This is a genomic window from Streptomyces sp. B5E4, assembly GCF_039871555.1.
Classification (GTDB): domain Bacteria; phylum Actinomycetota; class Actinomycetes; order Streptomycetales; family Streptomycetaceae; genus Streptomyces.
On the sequence record NZ_JBDPMI010000020.1, the window covers coordinates 95,440 to 109,439 of the forward strand.

Here is a 14,000-nt window from a genome sequence, read left to right on the forward strand (position 1 = left end):
CGTCCTTCAGCGTCCTCCGTCGGCGAGGACCCCGAGCAGGTCCTCGGCCAGCTCCGGCTTGAGCAGCCCGCCCGCGAGCGCGCGGTCCGCCGTCGCCCGGGCCATCGCGACGTACGCGGGCACGGCCTGCGGCGCGTGCACGCGCAGCTCCGCGATGTGCGCCGCCACGGTGCCCGCGTCGCCGCGCGCGACCGGTCCGGTGAGCGCGGCGTCGCCGCTGCGCAGCGCGTTGTCGAGGGCGGCGCCCAGCAGCGGTCCCAGCATCCGGTCGGGGGCGCTGACACCCGCCTTGGTCAGCAGCTCCATCGACTGCGACACCAGCGTGACGAGGTGGTTGGCGCCGATGGCGAGCGCCGCGTGGTACAGCGGCCGGGCCGCCTCCTCCACCCACTCCGGCTCGCCGCCCATCTCCACGACCAGCGCCTCCGCCGCCGTACGCAGCTCGCCGGGCGCGGTGACGCCGAAGGAGCAGCCGGCGAGGCGCTGGACGTCGACGGCGGTGCCGGTGAAGGTCATCGCGGGGTGCAGCGCGAGCGGCAGCCCGCCCGCACGGGTGGCGGGCTCCAGCACCCCGGCCCCGTACCGCCCGGAGGTGTGCACGAGCAGTTGCCCGGGGCGTACGGCGCCGGTGCTCGCCAGGCCCTCGACAAGGCCGGGCAGCACGTCGTCGGGCACGGTGAGCAGCACGAGGTCGGCGCGGGCCAGCACCTGGGCGGGCTCGGTGACGGGCACGTCGGGCAGCATCTCGTCGGCACGCCTGCGGGCGCCGTCGGAGACGGCGTGCACGGCGACCGGACGGTGTCCCGCGAGCGCGAGCGCGGCCGCGAGCGGCGGGCCGACCCGGCCGGCGCCGACCACGCCGACGGCGAGCCGGGCGGGCTTCTCCTGCGGCTCGGGGGTGGGGCTGGGGTTCACGTCGCCTTCCGTTCCAGTCCGCTTCGGGTACCGGACGTACGGGTTCATGGTACTTGCGGCGGGGGCGGGCGCCGGTGTGTGTCCGAGCACGGTCTACGGCCGCGAGTGCGTCGTACGCGCGTACGCGGGCACCGCACGTTCGGTGGGTGCCCGGTGACGTACGCGCGCGTGCCGCTCCGCACAGGCCGGGCGGCCGGGGCGTAAACCGGTGGGGCGGAGGCGCCGCGGCGGGCATGATCGGGGCCCATGACGGACGCGGACGACCTCTTGACCCGTAGGCGCGCGACGTGGGCGGCGGCCGAGCACACCCTCTCGGCCTCCCTCCCCACCATCTCCGCACGCCTGGCCCGCCTCGCCACCACCCGCCCCGGCGGCGTCGACCTCGGCCAGCAGGTCGACGTCTACGCCGGCGGAATCGTCGGGGAGCTGGAGGAGCGGACCGCGGAACTGCTCGGCTGCGAGGACGCGGCGTTCTTCCCCACCGGCACCATGGCGCAGCAGGTCGCGCTGCGCTGCTGGGCGGAGCGCACCGGCAGCCGCGTCGTCGCCTCACACCCGCTCGCCCACCTGGAGGTGCACGAGCGGGCGGCGTACGCGGTGGTCAGCGGGCTGCGCGCGGTGCACCCGACGCGCGCGCCGCGGGTCGCCACGGCGGCGGAGGTGCGGGCGCTGGGCGAGCCCTTCGGGACGCTGATGCTGGAGCTGCCGATGCGCGAGCCGGGGTTCGTGCTGCCGGAGTGGGAGGAGCTGACGGAGGTCGTCGCGGCGGCGCGGGAGCGGGAGGCGGTCGTCCACTTCGACGGCGCCCGGCTGTGGGAGTGCACGACGCACTTCGGGCGCGGGCTGGCGGAGATCGCGGGGCTCGCGGACAGCGTGTACGTCTCGTTCTACAAGTCGCTGGGCGGGCTGTCCGGCGCGGCGCTGGCGGGTCCCGCGGGGTTCGTGCAGGAGGCGCGGGCGTGGCGGCACCGGTACGGCGGCCAGGTGTTCCAGCAGTGGCCCGCCGCACTGGCCGCGCTGGAGGGGCTGCAGCGGGAGCTGCCGCGGCTGCCGTCGTACGTGGCGCACGCGCGGGTCGTCGCGGGGGCGCTGCGGGAGGGACTGGCGAAGGCGGGGGTGCCGTTCTTCCGGGTGCATCCGCAGGTGCCGCACACGCACCAGTTCCAGGTCTGGCTGCCGTACACGGCGGAGGCACTGATGGACGCGGGGACGGCGCTGGCGGAGGAGACGGGGACGTGCCTGTTCCGGATGTGGACGGAGCCGGGCGACCCGCCCGGGCTGTCGGTGACGGAGGTCACGGTGACGGAGCCGGGGCTGGCGTGGTCGGCGGAGGACGTGGCGCGGGAGGCGGGGGTGCTGGTGGAGCGGGTGCGGCGGGTGGAGGCAGCGGGGGCGGGACGGACCGGCGCGGAGGCCGCGGCACCCGGCTCGGAGGATGCCGACCCCGCCGTGTCCAACTGACCACAGGTGGATTCGGACCCGTCGGCTCGGGCTTCGTCCAACTGCGCGGCCATGGATGAGGGCCCGTGGGCCCTGGCGCTGTCAGTCCCGTACCCGACCATGGATTCATGAGCGTCACCCTCGACATCACCGGCCTGGCCGTCGAGCGCATCGGCTTCACGCCCTCCCCGCTCGCGGAGCTGGGCGCCGCACTGCACGCGCTTGCGGCTCCCGGGCACCATCCCGGGGCGGCCGCCTGGACGACCGCGACCGCCGCGGCGCTCGACCCCGGGCTCGCGGACCGGCTGAGCGAGGCGGAGTTCCTGTGGAGCGCCGGGCGGGCCGACATCCTGCTGCCCGCAGCGCCGGGAGCGACGCTCGCCGAGGAGCTCGATGCGCTCGACCGGATACCGGACGACATGTTCGTCACCGCCGCGTTCGAGATCGTCTGCAACCCGGCGTACCAGTACGGCAGCCCCTCCCCGCTCGCCGACCCGGTGATCCGCCGGATCGCCGTCGAGCGTGCTGCCGCCCGCGGTCCGCGGCAGGCGGCGTTCGTGGAGCGGATGCTCGCCGACCCCGACGGGCTGCGTGTGTGGCTGCGGCGGCTGTTCGAGGACTGCGCGCAGGCGTTCTTCGACGAGACGTGGGAGCAGGTGCGCCACTCCCTGGCCGCGGACGCCCGGCACAAGACGGACCTGCTGCGGCGCAAGGGTCTGGCCGTGACGCTGGCGGACGTGTCGAGCGCGCTGCGGCTGGACGAGGGCGAGGACGGCTCGGTCCGGATCGTCGCGGACAAGCTGAGCAACGGTGGCGCGGTCGCGCGGGAGAGCTTGACGTTCCTGCCGACGGCGTTCGGCTGGCCGCATGTGCTGGTGGTGTACGCGCCGGGCTGGCAGCCGGTGATCCAGTACCCCATACCGTCGCCGGACCTGCCCCGGGCGCCGACGCTGGAGACGCTGCAACTGCGGCTCGAAGCGCTCGCGCACCCGGTGCGGCTCCGGCTGTGCCGCACGATCTCGCGGACGCCGACGACGACGGGCGAGCTGGCCGCCGTGCATCAGCTGACGGCGCCGGAGGTCTCCCGGCACCTGGCGGTGCTGAAGAAGGCCGGGCTGGTCGTCACGCGGCGCCGCGGACGGTACGTGCAGTACGAACTGTCGCTGCCGGCGGTCGCCCGCCTGGGCGGGTCCCTGCTGGAGGGCCTGCTGCGCTGAGGCGGGCCGCCGCCGGGCCGGGCACGGTCTGCCGCACGCCGGTCCCGGAGCCGGCGGTGCCGGCTGCATGCCCGTACGCCCGTCGCCCTCGTGCCCGTACGCCCTTCAGCCCACCGGCCCGACCCCGGCCCGGCCCCTGCCTCGCCGCGGCCGTCTTCCGTATGCCGTCAGCCCCCGGCGCGTACCAGCCCCGTCTCGTATGCCAGGACCACCGCCTGCACCCTGTCCCGCAGCTCCAACTTCGTGAGGATCCGCCCCACATGCGTCTTCACCGTCGCCTCCGACAGCACCAGTTGCGCCGCGATCTCCCCGTTCGACAGCCCCTGCGCGATCAGCAGCAGCACCTCGCGCTCCCGGTCCGTCAGCCGCTTCAGCTCCGGGTGCGCCCGCTCGCCCGCCGGGGCGGGCATCACGGCCGTGAACCGGTCGATGAGCCGCCGCGTCGTGCTCGGCGCGACGACCGCGTCGCCGCTGTGCACGGCCCGGATGGCGCTCAGCAGGTCGGCGGGCGGCACGTCCTTGAGCATGAAGCCGGACGCCCCGGCCTGCAGCGCGGAAAAGGCGTACTCGTCGAGGTCGAAGGTGGTCAATATCAGCACCTTCGGCGGCGCCTCCGCCGGCTTGTCCGCGCAGATGCGCCGCGTCGCCTCGACGCCGTCGAGGCGCGGCATGCGGACGTCCATGAGCACGACGTCCACCTTCGTGACGCCGAGAAGCTGCACCGCCTCGTCGCCGTCCCCGGCCTCCGCGACGACGTCCATGTCGGGCTGGGCCGCCAGCACCATCCGGAAACCGGTGCGCAGCAGCGCCTGGTCGTCCACGAGCATGACCCGGATCGTCACGTGAGTCCCTTCTCTCTCAGCGGGGCGGCGTGGGCCGCCCCGGGTTCCCGCCTTTGTCCGCGTCCGACGGTAAGCCGCCGGCCCGGCCGCCCGTCAGGCGGCCGTCTTCAGCGGCAGCACCGCACGTACGCGGAAGCCGCCGCCGGGCCGCGGCCCCGCGTCCAGCTCGCCGCCGGTCATCCCCACGCGCTCGCGCATGCCGATGAGCCCGTGGCCCTGGCCGTCGGCGCCGCCCTCCTCGTACAGCTCGGGCAGCGATCCGCGGCCGTCGTCCTCGATCAGCACCTGCAGCTCGCCGTCCGCGTAGGTCAGACGCACCGCGGCGCCCGCCTCCGGCCCGCCGTGCTTGCGGGTGTTGGTCAGCGCCTCCTGCACGATGCGGTACGCCGCGAGTTCGATGCTGCTCGGCAGCTCCCGCGGCGAGCCGGCCACCTCGAAGGAGACCGTGAGCCCCGCGCCGCGCACCTGCTCGACCAGCTCCGCCAGTTGCTCCACGCCGGGCTGCGGCACGTACTCGCTGCCCGCACCGGGGTCGCCGGTGCGCAGCACGCCGAGCAGTCGGCGCATCTCCGCCAGCGCCTGCCGGCCGGTGCCCGAGATGGTCGTGAGCGCCTCCTTGGCCTGCTGCGGCGCGCTGTCCAGCACGTACGCGGCGCCGTCGGCCTGTACGACCATGACGGAGACGTTGTGCGCCACCACGTCGTGCAGCTCGCGGGCTATCCGCGCCCGCTCGGCCGCCACCGCGATCCGCGACTGCGTCTCCCGCTCCCGCTCCAGGCGGGCGGCCCGTTCCTCAAGCTGCGCGTAGTAGGCGCGGCGGGTGCGCAGCGAGTCGCCGAGGACCCAGGCGAGCAGGAAGGGGACGGTCAGAAAGGCGAGGCCGACGGTCTGCTGGACGACGTTCTCGTTGTCGGCCGGCCACCGCAGTTGGTTGACCACGGGCGCGACGGCGGCGCCGACGAGCGCCAGCCGCGACGCCCAGGGCGCGTCTCCGGCGGCGACGGTGAAGATGACGACGAGCATGGCGAAGTTCGCCGGACCCGGGCTGGAGTCCACCACGACCTGCACGACGCCGAGCGCGCCGGCGACGAGCAGCATGCGTTCGGGGTAGCGGCGGCGCAGGGCGACGACGACGGCGTAGCCGATGCCGATGACCAGCGCGATCGTCTTCGCGATATCGGTGAGGGGAGCGTGCGGGTTGTCCTCGGGACTGGTCGTGTCCACGGCGATCAGCCAGGCACCGGTCATCAGGACGAGGCAGACAGCCCAGAAGCTGTCGACCAGCGTCGGATGACGGCGGAGGAAATCGTAGACACGTTGCACGTCACCCAGCGTAGGCACGCGCGCCTGAGCGGGAGTCAGTCCGCGGGGCGATCCCTGGCTGATGCATCTACTCCGCAGGGTGGAGGATGCGCTTGTGGAGAACGGTGGGACGGGCGGGTGGGACGCGGGCGCGGAGCCGGGCAGCCGGACAGCAGCGGGCCCGGAGACCGGTCCGGAGACGGACCCGCAGGCGGGCGCGGGCGGGGGTGGCTCGCTGCGCTGGCGGGAGGCCATGCGGCGGGCGCTGTACGGGCCGGAGGGCTTCTACCGGCGGGGCGGACCCGGCACCGGGGCGGGGGCGCACTTCCGTACCTCGGTGCACGCGTCGCCGCTGTTCGCGGCGGCCGTGGCGGAGCTGGTGCGGCGGGTGGCGGTCGCGCTGGGGCGCCCGGCGGAGCTGGACGTGGTGGACGTCGGGGCGGGGCGCGGGGAGCTGCTGACGGGGGTGCTGGCGGCGTACGCAGGACCGGGGCGGTTGCGGGCGTACGCGGTGGAGGTCGGCCCGCGGCCGGAGGTGCTGGACGAGCGGATCACGTGGCTCGCGGAGCCGCCGGAGGGGGTGCGGGGGCTGCTGTTCGCCAACGAGTGGCTGGACAACGTGCCGGTGGAGGTCGCGGAGACGGACGAGGGGGGTGTGCCGCGGTACGTGGAGGTCGCGGCACACGGCACGGAGCGGCTGGGCGCGGAGGTCGGCGGCGCCGACGCGGAGTGGCTGCGCCGCTGGTGGCCGCTGGCGGGTGCGGCGCCGGGCAGCCGCGCGGAGATCGGCCCCCCGCGCGACGCGGCGTGGTCGGCGGCGGTCGCGACGCTGACCGCCGGCCTGGCGCTGACCGCGGACTACGCCCACACCCGGGCCACCCGCCCCCCGTACGGCACGCTGACGGCGTTCCGCGACGGCCACGAGGTGCGACCGGTCCCGGACGGAAGCTGCGACGTGACGGCGCACGTGGCACTGGACGCGGTGGCCGCCGCACTGGCAGGGGAGAGCGGCACGGGGCCGGCGGAGGGCCGAGTCATGCCCGGCGACCGGGATATCCGGCGACCGGGAGAGACGGACGCCGGCTCGCCCCCCGGCCCGCCGTCCGCCGCCGCGCCGGAGCGGGACGGTCCGCCGTCACTGATGTCACAGCGGGAGGCGCTGCGGGGGCTCGGGCTCGACGGGAGCCGGCCGCCGCTGGCCCTGGCGTCGACCGACCCGGCCGACTACCTGCGGCGGCTCGCCACCGCGGGGCAGGCGGCCGAACTCCTCGATCCCGCCGGGCTCGGGGGCTTCACATGGCTGGCCCACCACGTGGGCATCGCCCCGGTCCTGCCCTGATGCCGCGGGGCCCGTACGCGCCCGCCGCACGGCGGGACTCCGCAGCGCCCAGGCCGTACCGTACGGACCGCCGCCCGTGCCCGTACCGCCACTCCCGTCACGCCCGCGAGCGCGCCTCACAGCTGCGGCAGCGAGTCCAGCTCCACCTCCGCCCGCGCCACCGCGCGCGCGTCGGCATCGATCGACCGCCGCAGCGCCTCGTGCAGGCTCGCCGGCGTCAGGACGCCCGCGAACCGACCGGTCACCTCGTCGTCCACCACCGCGATCCACCCCGCGTCGTACTGCAGCATCGTCGCGAACGCCTTCTTCAGGCTCGCCCCCAGCGGCAGCCAGGCGTCCATCCGCCGCGCGTAGTCCGACACCGCGCCGCCCTTGGCGATCTCGTCGGCCCCGACCCACCCGTGCAGTTCGCCGTCGCCGTCCAGCACGACCGCCCACCGGGCGCCCCCGTCCCGTAGCGCCGCCGCGGCACTCCGCGCGTCGTCGTCGAGCCGGACCACCGGCGGCTGCTCCAGGTCACCGCGCTCTATCTCCGTCACCGACAGCCGCTTCAGCCCCCGGTCGGCGCCGACGAAGTCGGCCACGTACGGGGTCGCGGGCGCGCCCAGGACCGCCGCCGGCGAGTCGAGCTGGTCGATCTTCCCCTTCCCGAAGACCGCGATGCGGTCGCCGAGCCGTACCGCCTCCTCGATGTCGTGTGTGACGAAAAGCACGGTCTTGCGCATCCGCGCCTGCAGCTTGAGGAACTCGTTCTGCAGGTGCTCGCGCACGACCGGGTCCACCGCCCCGAAGGGCTCGTCCATCAGCAGGACCGGCGGGTCCGCCGCCAGCGCCCGCGCCACGCCGACGCGCTGGCGCTGGCCGCCGGAGAGCTGATCGGGGTAGCGGCGGCCGTGCTCGTGCGGGTCGAGGCCGACCAGCTCCAGCAGCTCGGCCGCCCTCTTCAGCCGCTTGTCGCGCGGCGTGCCCAGCAGATGGGGCACGGTGGCCGTGTTGTCGAGGACGTTCTTGTGCGGGAAAAGGCCGACGTTCTGGATGCAGTAGCCGATATGGCGGCGCAGCTCGACGGGGTCGGTGGCCATGACGTCCTGCCCGTCGACCTCGATACGGCCGCTGGTGGGCTCGATGAGCCGGTTGACCATCTTCAAGGTGGTGGTCTTGCCGCAGCCGGACGGGCCGACAAGCGTCACCAGCTCGCCCTCGGCGACGTCGAACGACAAGTCGTTCACGGCGGTAATCCCATCGGGGTACCGCTTGGTCACGTGCTCGAATCGGATCATGTTTCCTCATTCTGCCCCGCCCTCCCGCCTCCGGTGTCAGTGGCGGGGGGTCTAATAGAGCTGCCTACGGGAAGGAGCGGTGGCGTGAAAGCCTCCGGCTGCCTGGCAGCGAACGAGTGGATCTGCGGTGAATACGTCCGCAGCCGCAGCGACGAGCTCGTCGACGCCACGGTCCAGCACGTCTGGATCACGCTGGCGTCAGTGGGCATCGGCCTGCTGGTTTCCTTCCCGCTGGCCCTGATCGCCCGCCGCTGGCGCGTGCTCACGGGCCCCGTGCTCGGCCTGACGACGGTGCTTTACACGATTCCGTCGCTCGCGATGTTCTCCCTGCTGGTCCCGCTCATGGGCATCTCGGCGTCCGTGGTCGTCACCGGGCTCGTGCTCTATTCGCTGACGATCCTCATCCGCAATCTGCTGGCCGGCCTCGATTCCGTACCGGCGGAGACGCGGGAGGCGGCACGCGGGATGGGATACGGGCAGACGCGCCTGCTGTTCGCCGTCGAGCTGCCGCTCGCGCTGCCCGCCGTCATGGCCGGGCTGCGGATGGCGACGGTGTCGACGATCGCGATGACGACGGTCGGCGGCATCATCGGCTACGGCGGCCTGGGCAACCTGATCGTCGACGGCATGCGCACCCTGTTCAAGGCACAGGTGCTGACGGCATCGGTGCTGTGCGTGCTGCTCGCCGTGCTGGCCGACCTGCTGATCCTGGGCCTGCAGCGGCTGCTGACGCCGTGGGCGCGGACGCAGCGGCGAAGCGGTGGTGGCAGGTTCCGCGCGAGGACCGCCGGGCGGCAGAAGGAGACGGCCTGATGGGCACCCTCGCGGACGCATGGACGTGGTTGACCACGGGGTCGAACTGGTCGGGTCCGACCGGCATCGGCGTACGGCTGGGCGAGCATCTGTACCTGACCGGCATGTCGCTGGCCATCGCCTGCGCGATCGCGCTGCCGACCGCGTTCTGGCTGGGCCACATCGGCAGGGGCGGCACCCTCGCGATCAACATCTCGAACGTCGGGCGAGCCGTGCCCACACTCGCGGTGCTCGGGCTGCTCATGCTCACGCCGCTGCGGATGCACGGCGACTGGCCGACGATCATCGCGCTGGTGCTCTTCGCGGTGCCGCCGCTGCTGACGAACGCGTACGTGGGCGTCCGCGAGGCCGACCGGGACGTGGTGGAGGCGGCGCGGGGCATGGGCATGTCCGGGCCGCAGTTGCTGGGCCGGGTCGAGCTGCCGCTGGGCTATCCGCTGGTGATGACCGGCCTGCGGTCGGCGACGGTGCAGGTGGTCGCGACGGCCACGCTGGCGGCCATCGCGGGCGGCGGCGGCCTCGGCCGGATCATCACCGCGGGCTTCCGGACGTACAACACCCCGATGGTGGTGGCCGGCGCCTTCCTGGTGGCGGTGCTGGCCCTGGTGCTGGAGGTCGTGCTCGCCGTCGCCGGGCGGCTGCTCGACCCGATGCGCGGCCGCCGCGGGCGCGGACGGCGGACGCTGGGGGACGACCTGGCAGCGCCGGGAGTGGAAGGGGCGGACGTACCGCCGGGGGAACAGAAGCCCGCGCCGGCGTCGCTGTAAGGTTCTGCGTCACGTCGGGCGCAGCGCCGTGTCACGTGACGTCGGCATGCGGATAACGCCGGCATTCTCCTCCGGAAGAAATCAACCGAATCACACGTAACCCGAACCCCCCACTGAGTGATGCCACAAATATCGACTCCCAACGGATGGAGAATCCCTTGATCACCAACCGCGTTCGCGCCCGCGCCGCCGCCTCGGTGCTGGCCGCCGCCGCCCTCACCGCGGGGCTCGCGGCCTGCGGCGGCGACAGCCTGGAGGAAAAGGGCGGCACGGACTCCACGGACGACGACAAGTCATCCCTGGTGGTGGGCCAGGCCGGGTTCACGGTCTCGACGGTGACCGCCGAGCTGTACTCGGCGATGCTGAAGGACGCCGGCTACGACGTCACGATAAAGAAGCTGGAGAACCGCGAGCTCTACGAGCCGGAGCTGGAGAAGGGCAGCATCGACGTCTTCCCGGAGTACGCCGCGACCCTCGCCGAGTTCCTCAACGCGAAGGAGAACGGCGTAGAGGCCCCCGAGAAGAACCCCGTCGCGTCGAACGACGTCGACGAAACGGTGACCGCGCTGCGCAAGCTCGCCGAGCCCCGCGGCCTCAAGGTGCTCTCCGCCGGCGACGCCGTCGACCAGAACGCCTTCGCCGTCTCGAAGGACTTCGCCGCCGAGAACGACCTCAAGACCCTCAGCGACCTCGGCAAGACCGGCGACCCCGTCCGCCTCGCGGCGGGCGACGAATGCCCGGAGCGCCCCTTCTGCGAGCCGGGCCTGGAGAACACGTACGACATCGACATCGCCAAGCTCGACCCCCTCGGCGTCGGCACCCCGGCGGCCAAGCAGTCGGTCCAGGACGGCACCAACCAGCTCGTCCTCACGACGACCACGGACGCCACCCTGGAGGACTTCGACCTGGTGCTCCTGGAGGACGACAAGGGCCTGCAGAACGCGGACAACATCCTCCCGGTCGTGAACGCCGAGGAGGCGGGCACGAAGGAGATCGCCGCCACGCTGGACAAGCTCACGCAGGTACTCACGACGGAGGACCTGATCGAGCTGAACCGCAAGGTGGACGCGGAGCGGATGAAGCCGGCCGACGCGGCACAGGAGTACCTGGAGGCCAAGAACCTCCTCGGCTCGTAAGCCAACGCGTAGGACGGCTCGCCAGGCGAGCGCTCCCGCCGGGCCGGGGCAGACCGGCCCGGCGGGACCCACGGAGGTGTCTGCGGAACGGGCAACCGATCCGGCTCGGGCGGCAACCAACTCACGTGCGCAGCACGCACCGCCCACCACCCGGGAGTTGGTCGACCATGGCACCAGGCAAGCCCCGCAGCACCCACGGCCCCTCGCACGCCCGCCGCAGGCGCAGGGGCGCGCTCACCGCCGCCTACCTGACGGCACTCGGCGCAGTGGCCGCCACCCTGACGGTCCCGAGCAGCGCGCACGGCGAGGAGCCCACGCCCGCGCCGCTGGCGTGCGGAGACGGTTCGTACCACGCGGAAGCGGTGAAGAGCGGCAGCACGTGGACCGCCCGCCGCGGCAGTTCCGTCGTCTACACCGGCGGCGACATGCTGTCTGCCATGAGCGCCGCCGTCGGCAGCCTCACCCCGGGTCGTACGTCCAAGGAGCGGGTCGTCGTCCACGGCTCCGGCACGATGAGTGCCAACGCCCGCCTCTCCCTCCCCAGCCACACCGCCCTCGACGTCTGCGGAACGATCGACGTCACGGGCTCCGGCTCCGGCGACCGCGCGCCCGTTTACGCCCGCGGCGTCACGGACGTCGAGGTCCAGCACCTCAACGTCACGGGCTCCCCGCTCTACGGCATCTTCATGCGCAACGTCACGGACGTCACCCTCGGCCGGATCGACATGCGCCTGTCCGCGGGCCTCGGTATTCGCATCGACAACCACGGCGACACCAGCGTCCCCACCCGCAACATCGACATCGGCGACGTCTACGTCTCCGGCACGAGCACCCACGCCGTCGAGACATACGGAGTCGACGACCTCACCGTCGGCACGGTCACCGCCCGCGATGTCGGCGGGTCCGGCCTGTTGCTCAACGACACCACCAACGCAACCATCGGCACCGTCGACGCCGTCGACGCGGGCACGGGCACCGGTTACGCCGCCTTCCGCATGGCCAACCGCAACGGCCGCATCGGCGACAGCTACGGAACCAACATCCGCGTCGGCCAGGTCATCGCCCGCGGCGGGGGCCGCGGCGTCTTCTGCGTCTCCGAGAGCGGCGGCGCGGTCATCGACCGCGTCGACATCGCCGGCACCGGCAACAACGCGATCCTGCTGGAGAACTGCTACAACGTCACCGTCGCAGGCCAGAGCGGTTCCGTAGCCGGCCCCGGGGACATCCGTATCGCGGCCCGCTCGGAGTTCGCGAACTCCCGGGACATCACGCTGCAGAACCTGACGGTGACGAACTCCGCCCTCAACGAGAGCCCGTGCGCCGACAACCTGACCGTGCGCAACGTCCAGTTGGTCAACTCCCGCCAGAACACCTGCTGACGCTGCCGCCTACTCCTGGGGCGGGGCGAAACTGACGGTCTGCAGAACGGCGGCGGTCATGTCGCAGAACTCGCCCCAGTAGTCCATGGCCGCCGTGTCGAGCGTGAAGACGCAGATGTACGGCCCCGTGGGAAACGGGACATGAACCTGGATCTGTCCGGCACGGAGCTTGGTCTCCTGCGCGTCGGCCACCAGCTCCGCGGGCACGGTGAACTCCCGCAACGTCATGCAGGACACCGCCGGGCCGCACGGTAGATCCACCCACCGCACGTCATTCGCCGGATCCCGGACGAGGACTTCCCGTACGCCGTTGGCGGCGGCCTCGACGGAAGGATGCCCGCTCTCCCACGCACCCACGTGGAACGCACAGTGCGCAATTTCGCCCTCATCACGCGCGAACAGCCCGAGAGCCGAATACGCCAGCCCGCAACTCCCCATCAGCTCCCCCATCCCGGCGTAGTACGGCGCGGTGGCGGTCCAGAGGGCTGCGTCACCGTTGGGGAAGAGCTCACACACGAACTCATCGGCCAAGGCGGCACGTTCGTCGGCGGTGGCGGCGATGGGCAGAGGGTGGAAGCCGTCGGGAACGGTGAACCAGATCGGGGGTATGGCGTCGGAGTCGGGAGAAGTCATCGAGAGCCGTCACCGAACCAATCGAAGTCATCACGCCTGAATTTGGCGGGTTCGCCCTCCGGGCCGAAGACTTGGGTGCGCCTGCGGCGGGTGCCATAGACCGGGTGGGCAGGTTCGGACCATGCCTCGAACAGGAAATTGCCGCTCGGTAGTCTGGTGACGACGCGATAGGGATACGTGGCAGAGCCGCCCTCGGAAGGTGCAACCTTCTCCAGGAAATCTTCGATGCCTTGACACTGACGAGGAGTGAGCTGATCAGGCGGAATGAACTCACTCGGAATGCCGATATGCAGGATCAGGCCGTAGACACAGCTCTGATCGTACGAGTGGAGCCGGCACCACGAGCCGTCAGTGAACGTGATCACGAAGTCCCGTTGCCCCTCACTGAACCTCTTCTGCTCCACCTGGGCGATCACCGACCGGTCCGCCTCCCAGAGGCGTTCGTCGCGGGAGGTGTCGTCGTCGGGAAAGCCGACGACAACCAGACGAACGTCGGTGATGATCAAGTGGGTCCGGTAGTTCGCGGGGCGGCGCGCGGGGTCGAGTTGCCAGGGAAGGGTCCTGGCGATCCCACCCTCCTGCGCCCACATGACGGGGAAGTCGTCGACCTCGTTCTCCGGGTCCTCGCTCTTGCCGCGAATCCTGGGTTCACCGAACGGGGACCCCAGAGCCCCCAGGGCGCTGGCGGCCACGACGACCAGCGTATGGCTGACGACGCCCGCCTTCCTGGCCGAACTCCGGACGTTCCGGGCCGCCCGGCTGCGGACGGTGTACGTCGGTCCCTCTGGCCAACCGGGCAACTCATGCTGGATGTCACGGCGCTCGGTGTCGCGGAACCAGCGCTTGCGGGAGACGCGTGTCGCCCTACCCGTAGCGAACTCCATCGCCCCGCGGCTGAGTAAGGTCTCACCCTGACGTGGCTCCCAGAATGCCATGA

At 72.5% G+C, this 14,000-nt stretch carries 13 protein-coding genes; 7 read left to right on the top strand and 6 right to left on the bottom strand.

Features of this window, described 5'->3' with window-relative positions:
- Positions 1-6: 6 nt before the first annotated feature.
- A complete protein-coding gene (locus ABGA99_RS23945) occupies positions 7-915 on the bottom strand; it encodes a DUF2520 domain-containing protein (RefSeq protein WP_347574941.1) in 909 nt (302 codons plus the stop codon).
- Positions 916-1,161: 246 nt separating this feature from the next.
- On the opposite strand from ABGA99_RS23945, the gene ABGA99_RS23950 reads away from it, so the two are divergent.
- Together ABGA99_RS23950 and ABGA99_RS23955 are read left to right on the top strand one after the other, a co-directional pair.
- Positions 1,162-2,376 carry a beta-eliminating lyase-related protein gene (locus ABGA99_RS23950; protein WP_347574940.1) on the top strand — a complete coding sequence of 405 codons (1,215 nt, stop codon included), beginning with the start codon at positions 1,162-1,164 and terminating at the stop codon, positions 2,374-2,376.
- 107 nt (positions 2,377-2,483) lie between these two features.
- Positions 2,484-3,572, top strand: a complete 1,089-nt coding sequence (locus ABGA99_RS23955; RefSeq protein WP_347574939.1) for a DUF5937 family protein — start codon at positions 2,484-2,486, stop codon at positions 3,570-3,572.
- A gap of 167 nt (positions 3,573-3,739) precedes the next feature.
- Here ABGA99_RS23955 and ABGA99_RS23960 read toward each other — a convergent pair whose 3' ends face one another.
- Positions 3,740-4,414, bottom strand: coding sequence for a response regulator transcription factor (locus ABGA99_RS23960; RefSeq protein WP_347574938.1), 675 nt, complete (start codon positions 4,412-4,414; stop codon positions 3,740-3,742).
- A 93-nt stretch (positions 4,415-4,507) separates the two neighbouring features.
- Positions 4,508-5,737 (bottom strand): sensor histidine kinase, encoded by a 1,230-nt coding sequence (locus ABGA99_RS23965; RefSeq protein ID WP_347574937.1) that lies wholly within the window; start codon positions 5,735-5,737, stop codon positions 4,508-4,510.
- A 232-nt stretch (positions 5,738-5,969) separates the two neighbouring features.
- Between ABGA99_RS23965 and ABGA99_RS23970 the strand changes: the two genes are divergently transcribed.
- Positions 5,970-7,055, top strand: a complete 1,086-nt coding sequence (locus tag ABGA99_RS23970; protein ID WP_347575310.1) for an SAM-dependent methyltransferase — start codon at positions 5,970-5,972, stop codon at positions 7,053-7,055.
- A 116-nt stretch (positions 7,056-7,171) separates the two neighbouring features.
- Here ABGA99_RS23970 and ABGA99_RS23975 read toward each other — a convergent pair whose 3' ends face one another.
- Positions 7,172-8,335, bottom strand: coding sequence for a betaine/proline/choline family ABC transporter ATP-binding protein (locus tag ABGA99_RS23975; RefSeq protein WP_347574936.1), 1,164 nt, complete (start codon positions 8,333-8,335; stop codon positions 7,172-7,174).
- Positions 8,336-8,419: 84 nt separating this feature from the next.
- Between ABGA99_RS23975 and ABGA99_RS23980 the strand changes: the two genes are divergently transcribed.
- The 4 genes from ABGA99_RS23980 (at position 8,420) to ABGA99_RS23995 (ending at position 12,430) form a co-directional block, all read left to right on the top strand.
- Positions 8,420-9,148 (top strand): ABC transporter permease, encoded by a 729-nt coding sequence (locus ABGA99_RS23980; protein ID WP_347574935.1) that lies wholly within the window; start codon positions 8,420-8,422, stop codon positions 9,146-9,148.
- Positions 9,148-9,915 carry an ABC transporter permease subunit gene (locus ABGA99_RS23985; RefSeq protein ID WP_347574934.1) on the top strand — a complete coding sequence of 256 codons (768 nt, stop codon included), beginning with the start codon at positions 9,148-9,150 and terminating at the stop codon, positions 9,913-9,915. The genes ABGA99_RS23980 and ABGA99_RS23985 overlap by 1 nt, the downstream gene beginning before the upstream one ends.
- A 197-nt stretch (positions 9,916-10,112) precedes the next feature.
- Complete coding sequence (locus ABGA99_RS23990) at positions 10,113-11,051, top strand: ABC transporter substrate-binding protein (RefSeq protein WP_347575309.1); 939 nt, start codon at positions 10,113-10,115, stop codon at positions 11,049-11,051.
- A gap of 167 nt (positions 11,052-11,218) precedes the next feature.
- On the top strand, positions 11,219-12,430 hold the full coding sequence (locus ABGA99_RS23995) for a right-handed parallel beta-helix repeat-containing protein (protein WP_347574933.1): 1,212 nt from the start codon (positions 11,219-11,221) through the stop codon (positions 12,428-12,430).
- 9 nt (positions 12,431-12,439) lie between these two features.
- Here ABGA99_RS23995 and ABGA99_RS24000 read toward each other — a convergent pair whose 3' ends face one another.
- Positions 12,440-13,063, bottom strand: coding sequence for a hypothetical protein (locus tag ABGA99_RS24000; RefSeq protein WP_347574932.1), 624 nt, complete (start codon positions 13,061-13,063; stop codon positions 12,440-12,442).
- The gene (locus ABGA99_RS24005) at positions 13,060-13,998 is read right to left on the bottom strand and encodes a hypothetical protein (RefSeq protein WP_347574931.1); all 939 of its coding nucleotides are present in this window, start codon (positions 13,996-13,998) and stop codon (positions 13,060-13,062) included. Before ABGA99_RS24005 ends, ABGA99_RS24000 begins: the two co-directional genes overlap by 4 nt.
- Positions 13,999-14,000: the final 2 nt, after the last annotated feature.

Coding starts and splice junctions, on each gene's coding strand:
- ABGA99_RS24005 (WP_347574931.1), bottom strand. CDS start 13,998: ATGGCATTCTGGGAGCCACGTCAGGGTGAGACCTTACTCAGCCGCGGG.
- ABGA99_RS23955 (WP_347574939.1), top strand. CDS start 2,484: ATGAGCGTCACCCTCGACATCACCGGCCTGGCCGTCGAGCGCATCGGC.
- ABGA99_RS23975 (WP_347574936.1), bottom strand. CDS start 8,335: ATGATCCGATTCGAGCACGTGACCAAGCGGTACCCCGATGGGATTACC.
- ABGA99_RS23950 (WP_347574940.1), top strand. CDS start 1,162: ATGACGGACGCGGACGACCTCTTGACCCGTAGGCGCGCGACGTGGGCG.
- ABGA99_RS23995 (WP_347574933.1), top strand. CDS start 11,219: ATGGCACCAGGCAAGCCCCGCAGCACCCACGGCCCCTCGCACGCCCGC.
- ABGA99_RS23985 (WP_347574934.1), top strand. CDS start 9,148: ATGGGCACCCTCGCGGACGCATGGACGTGGTTGACCACGGGGTCGAAC.
- ABGA99_RS24000 (WP_347574932.1), bottom strand. CDS start 13,063: ATGACTTCTCCCGACTCCGACGCCATACCCCCGATCTGGTTCACCGTT.
- ABGA99_RS23970 (WP_347575310.1), top strand. CDS start 5,970: ATGCGGCGGGCGCTGTACGGGCCGGAGGGCTTCTACCGGCGGGGCGGA.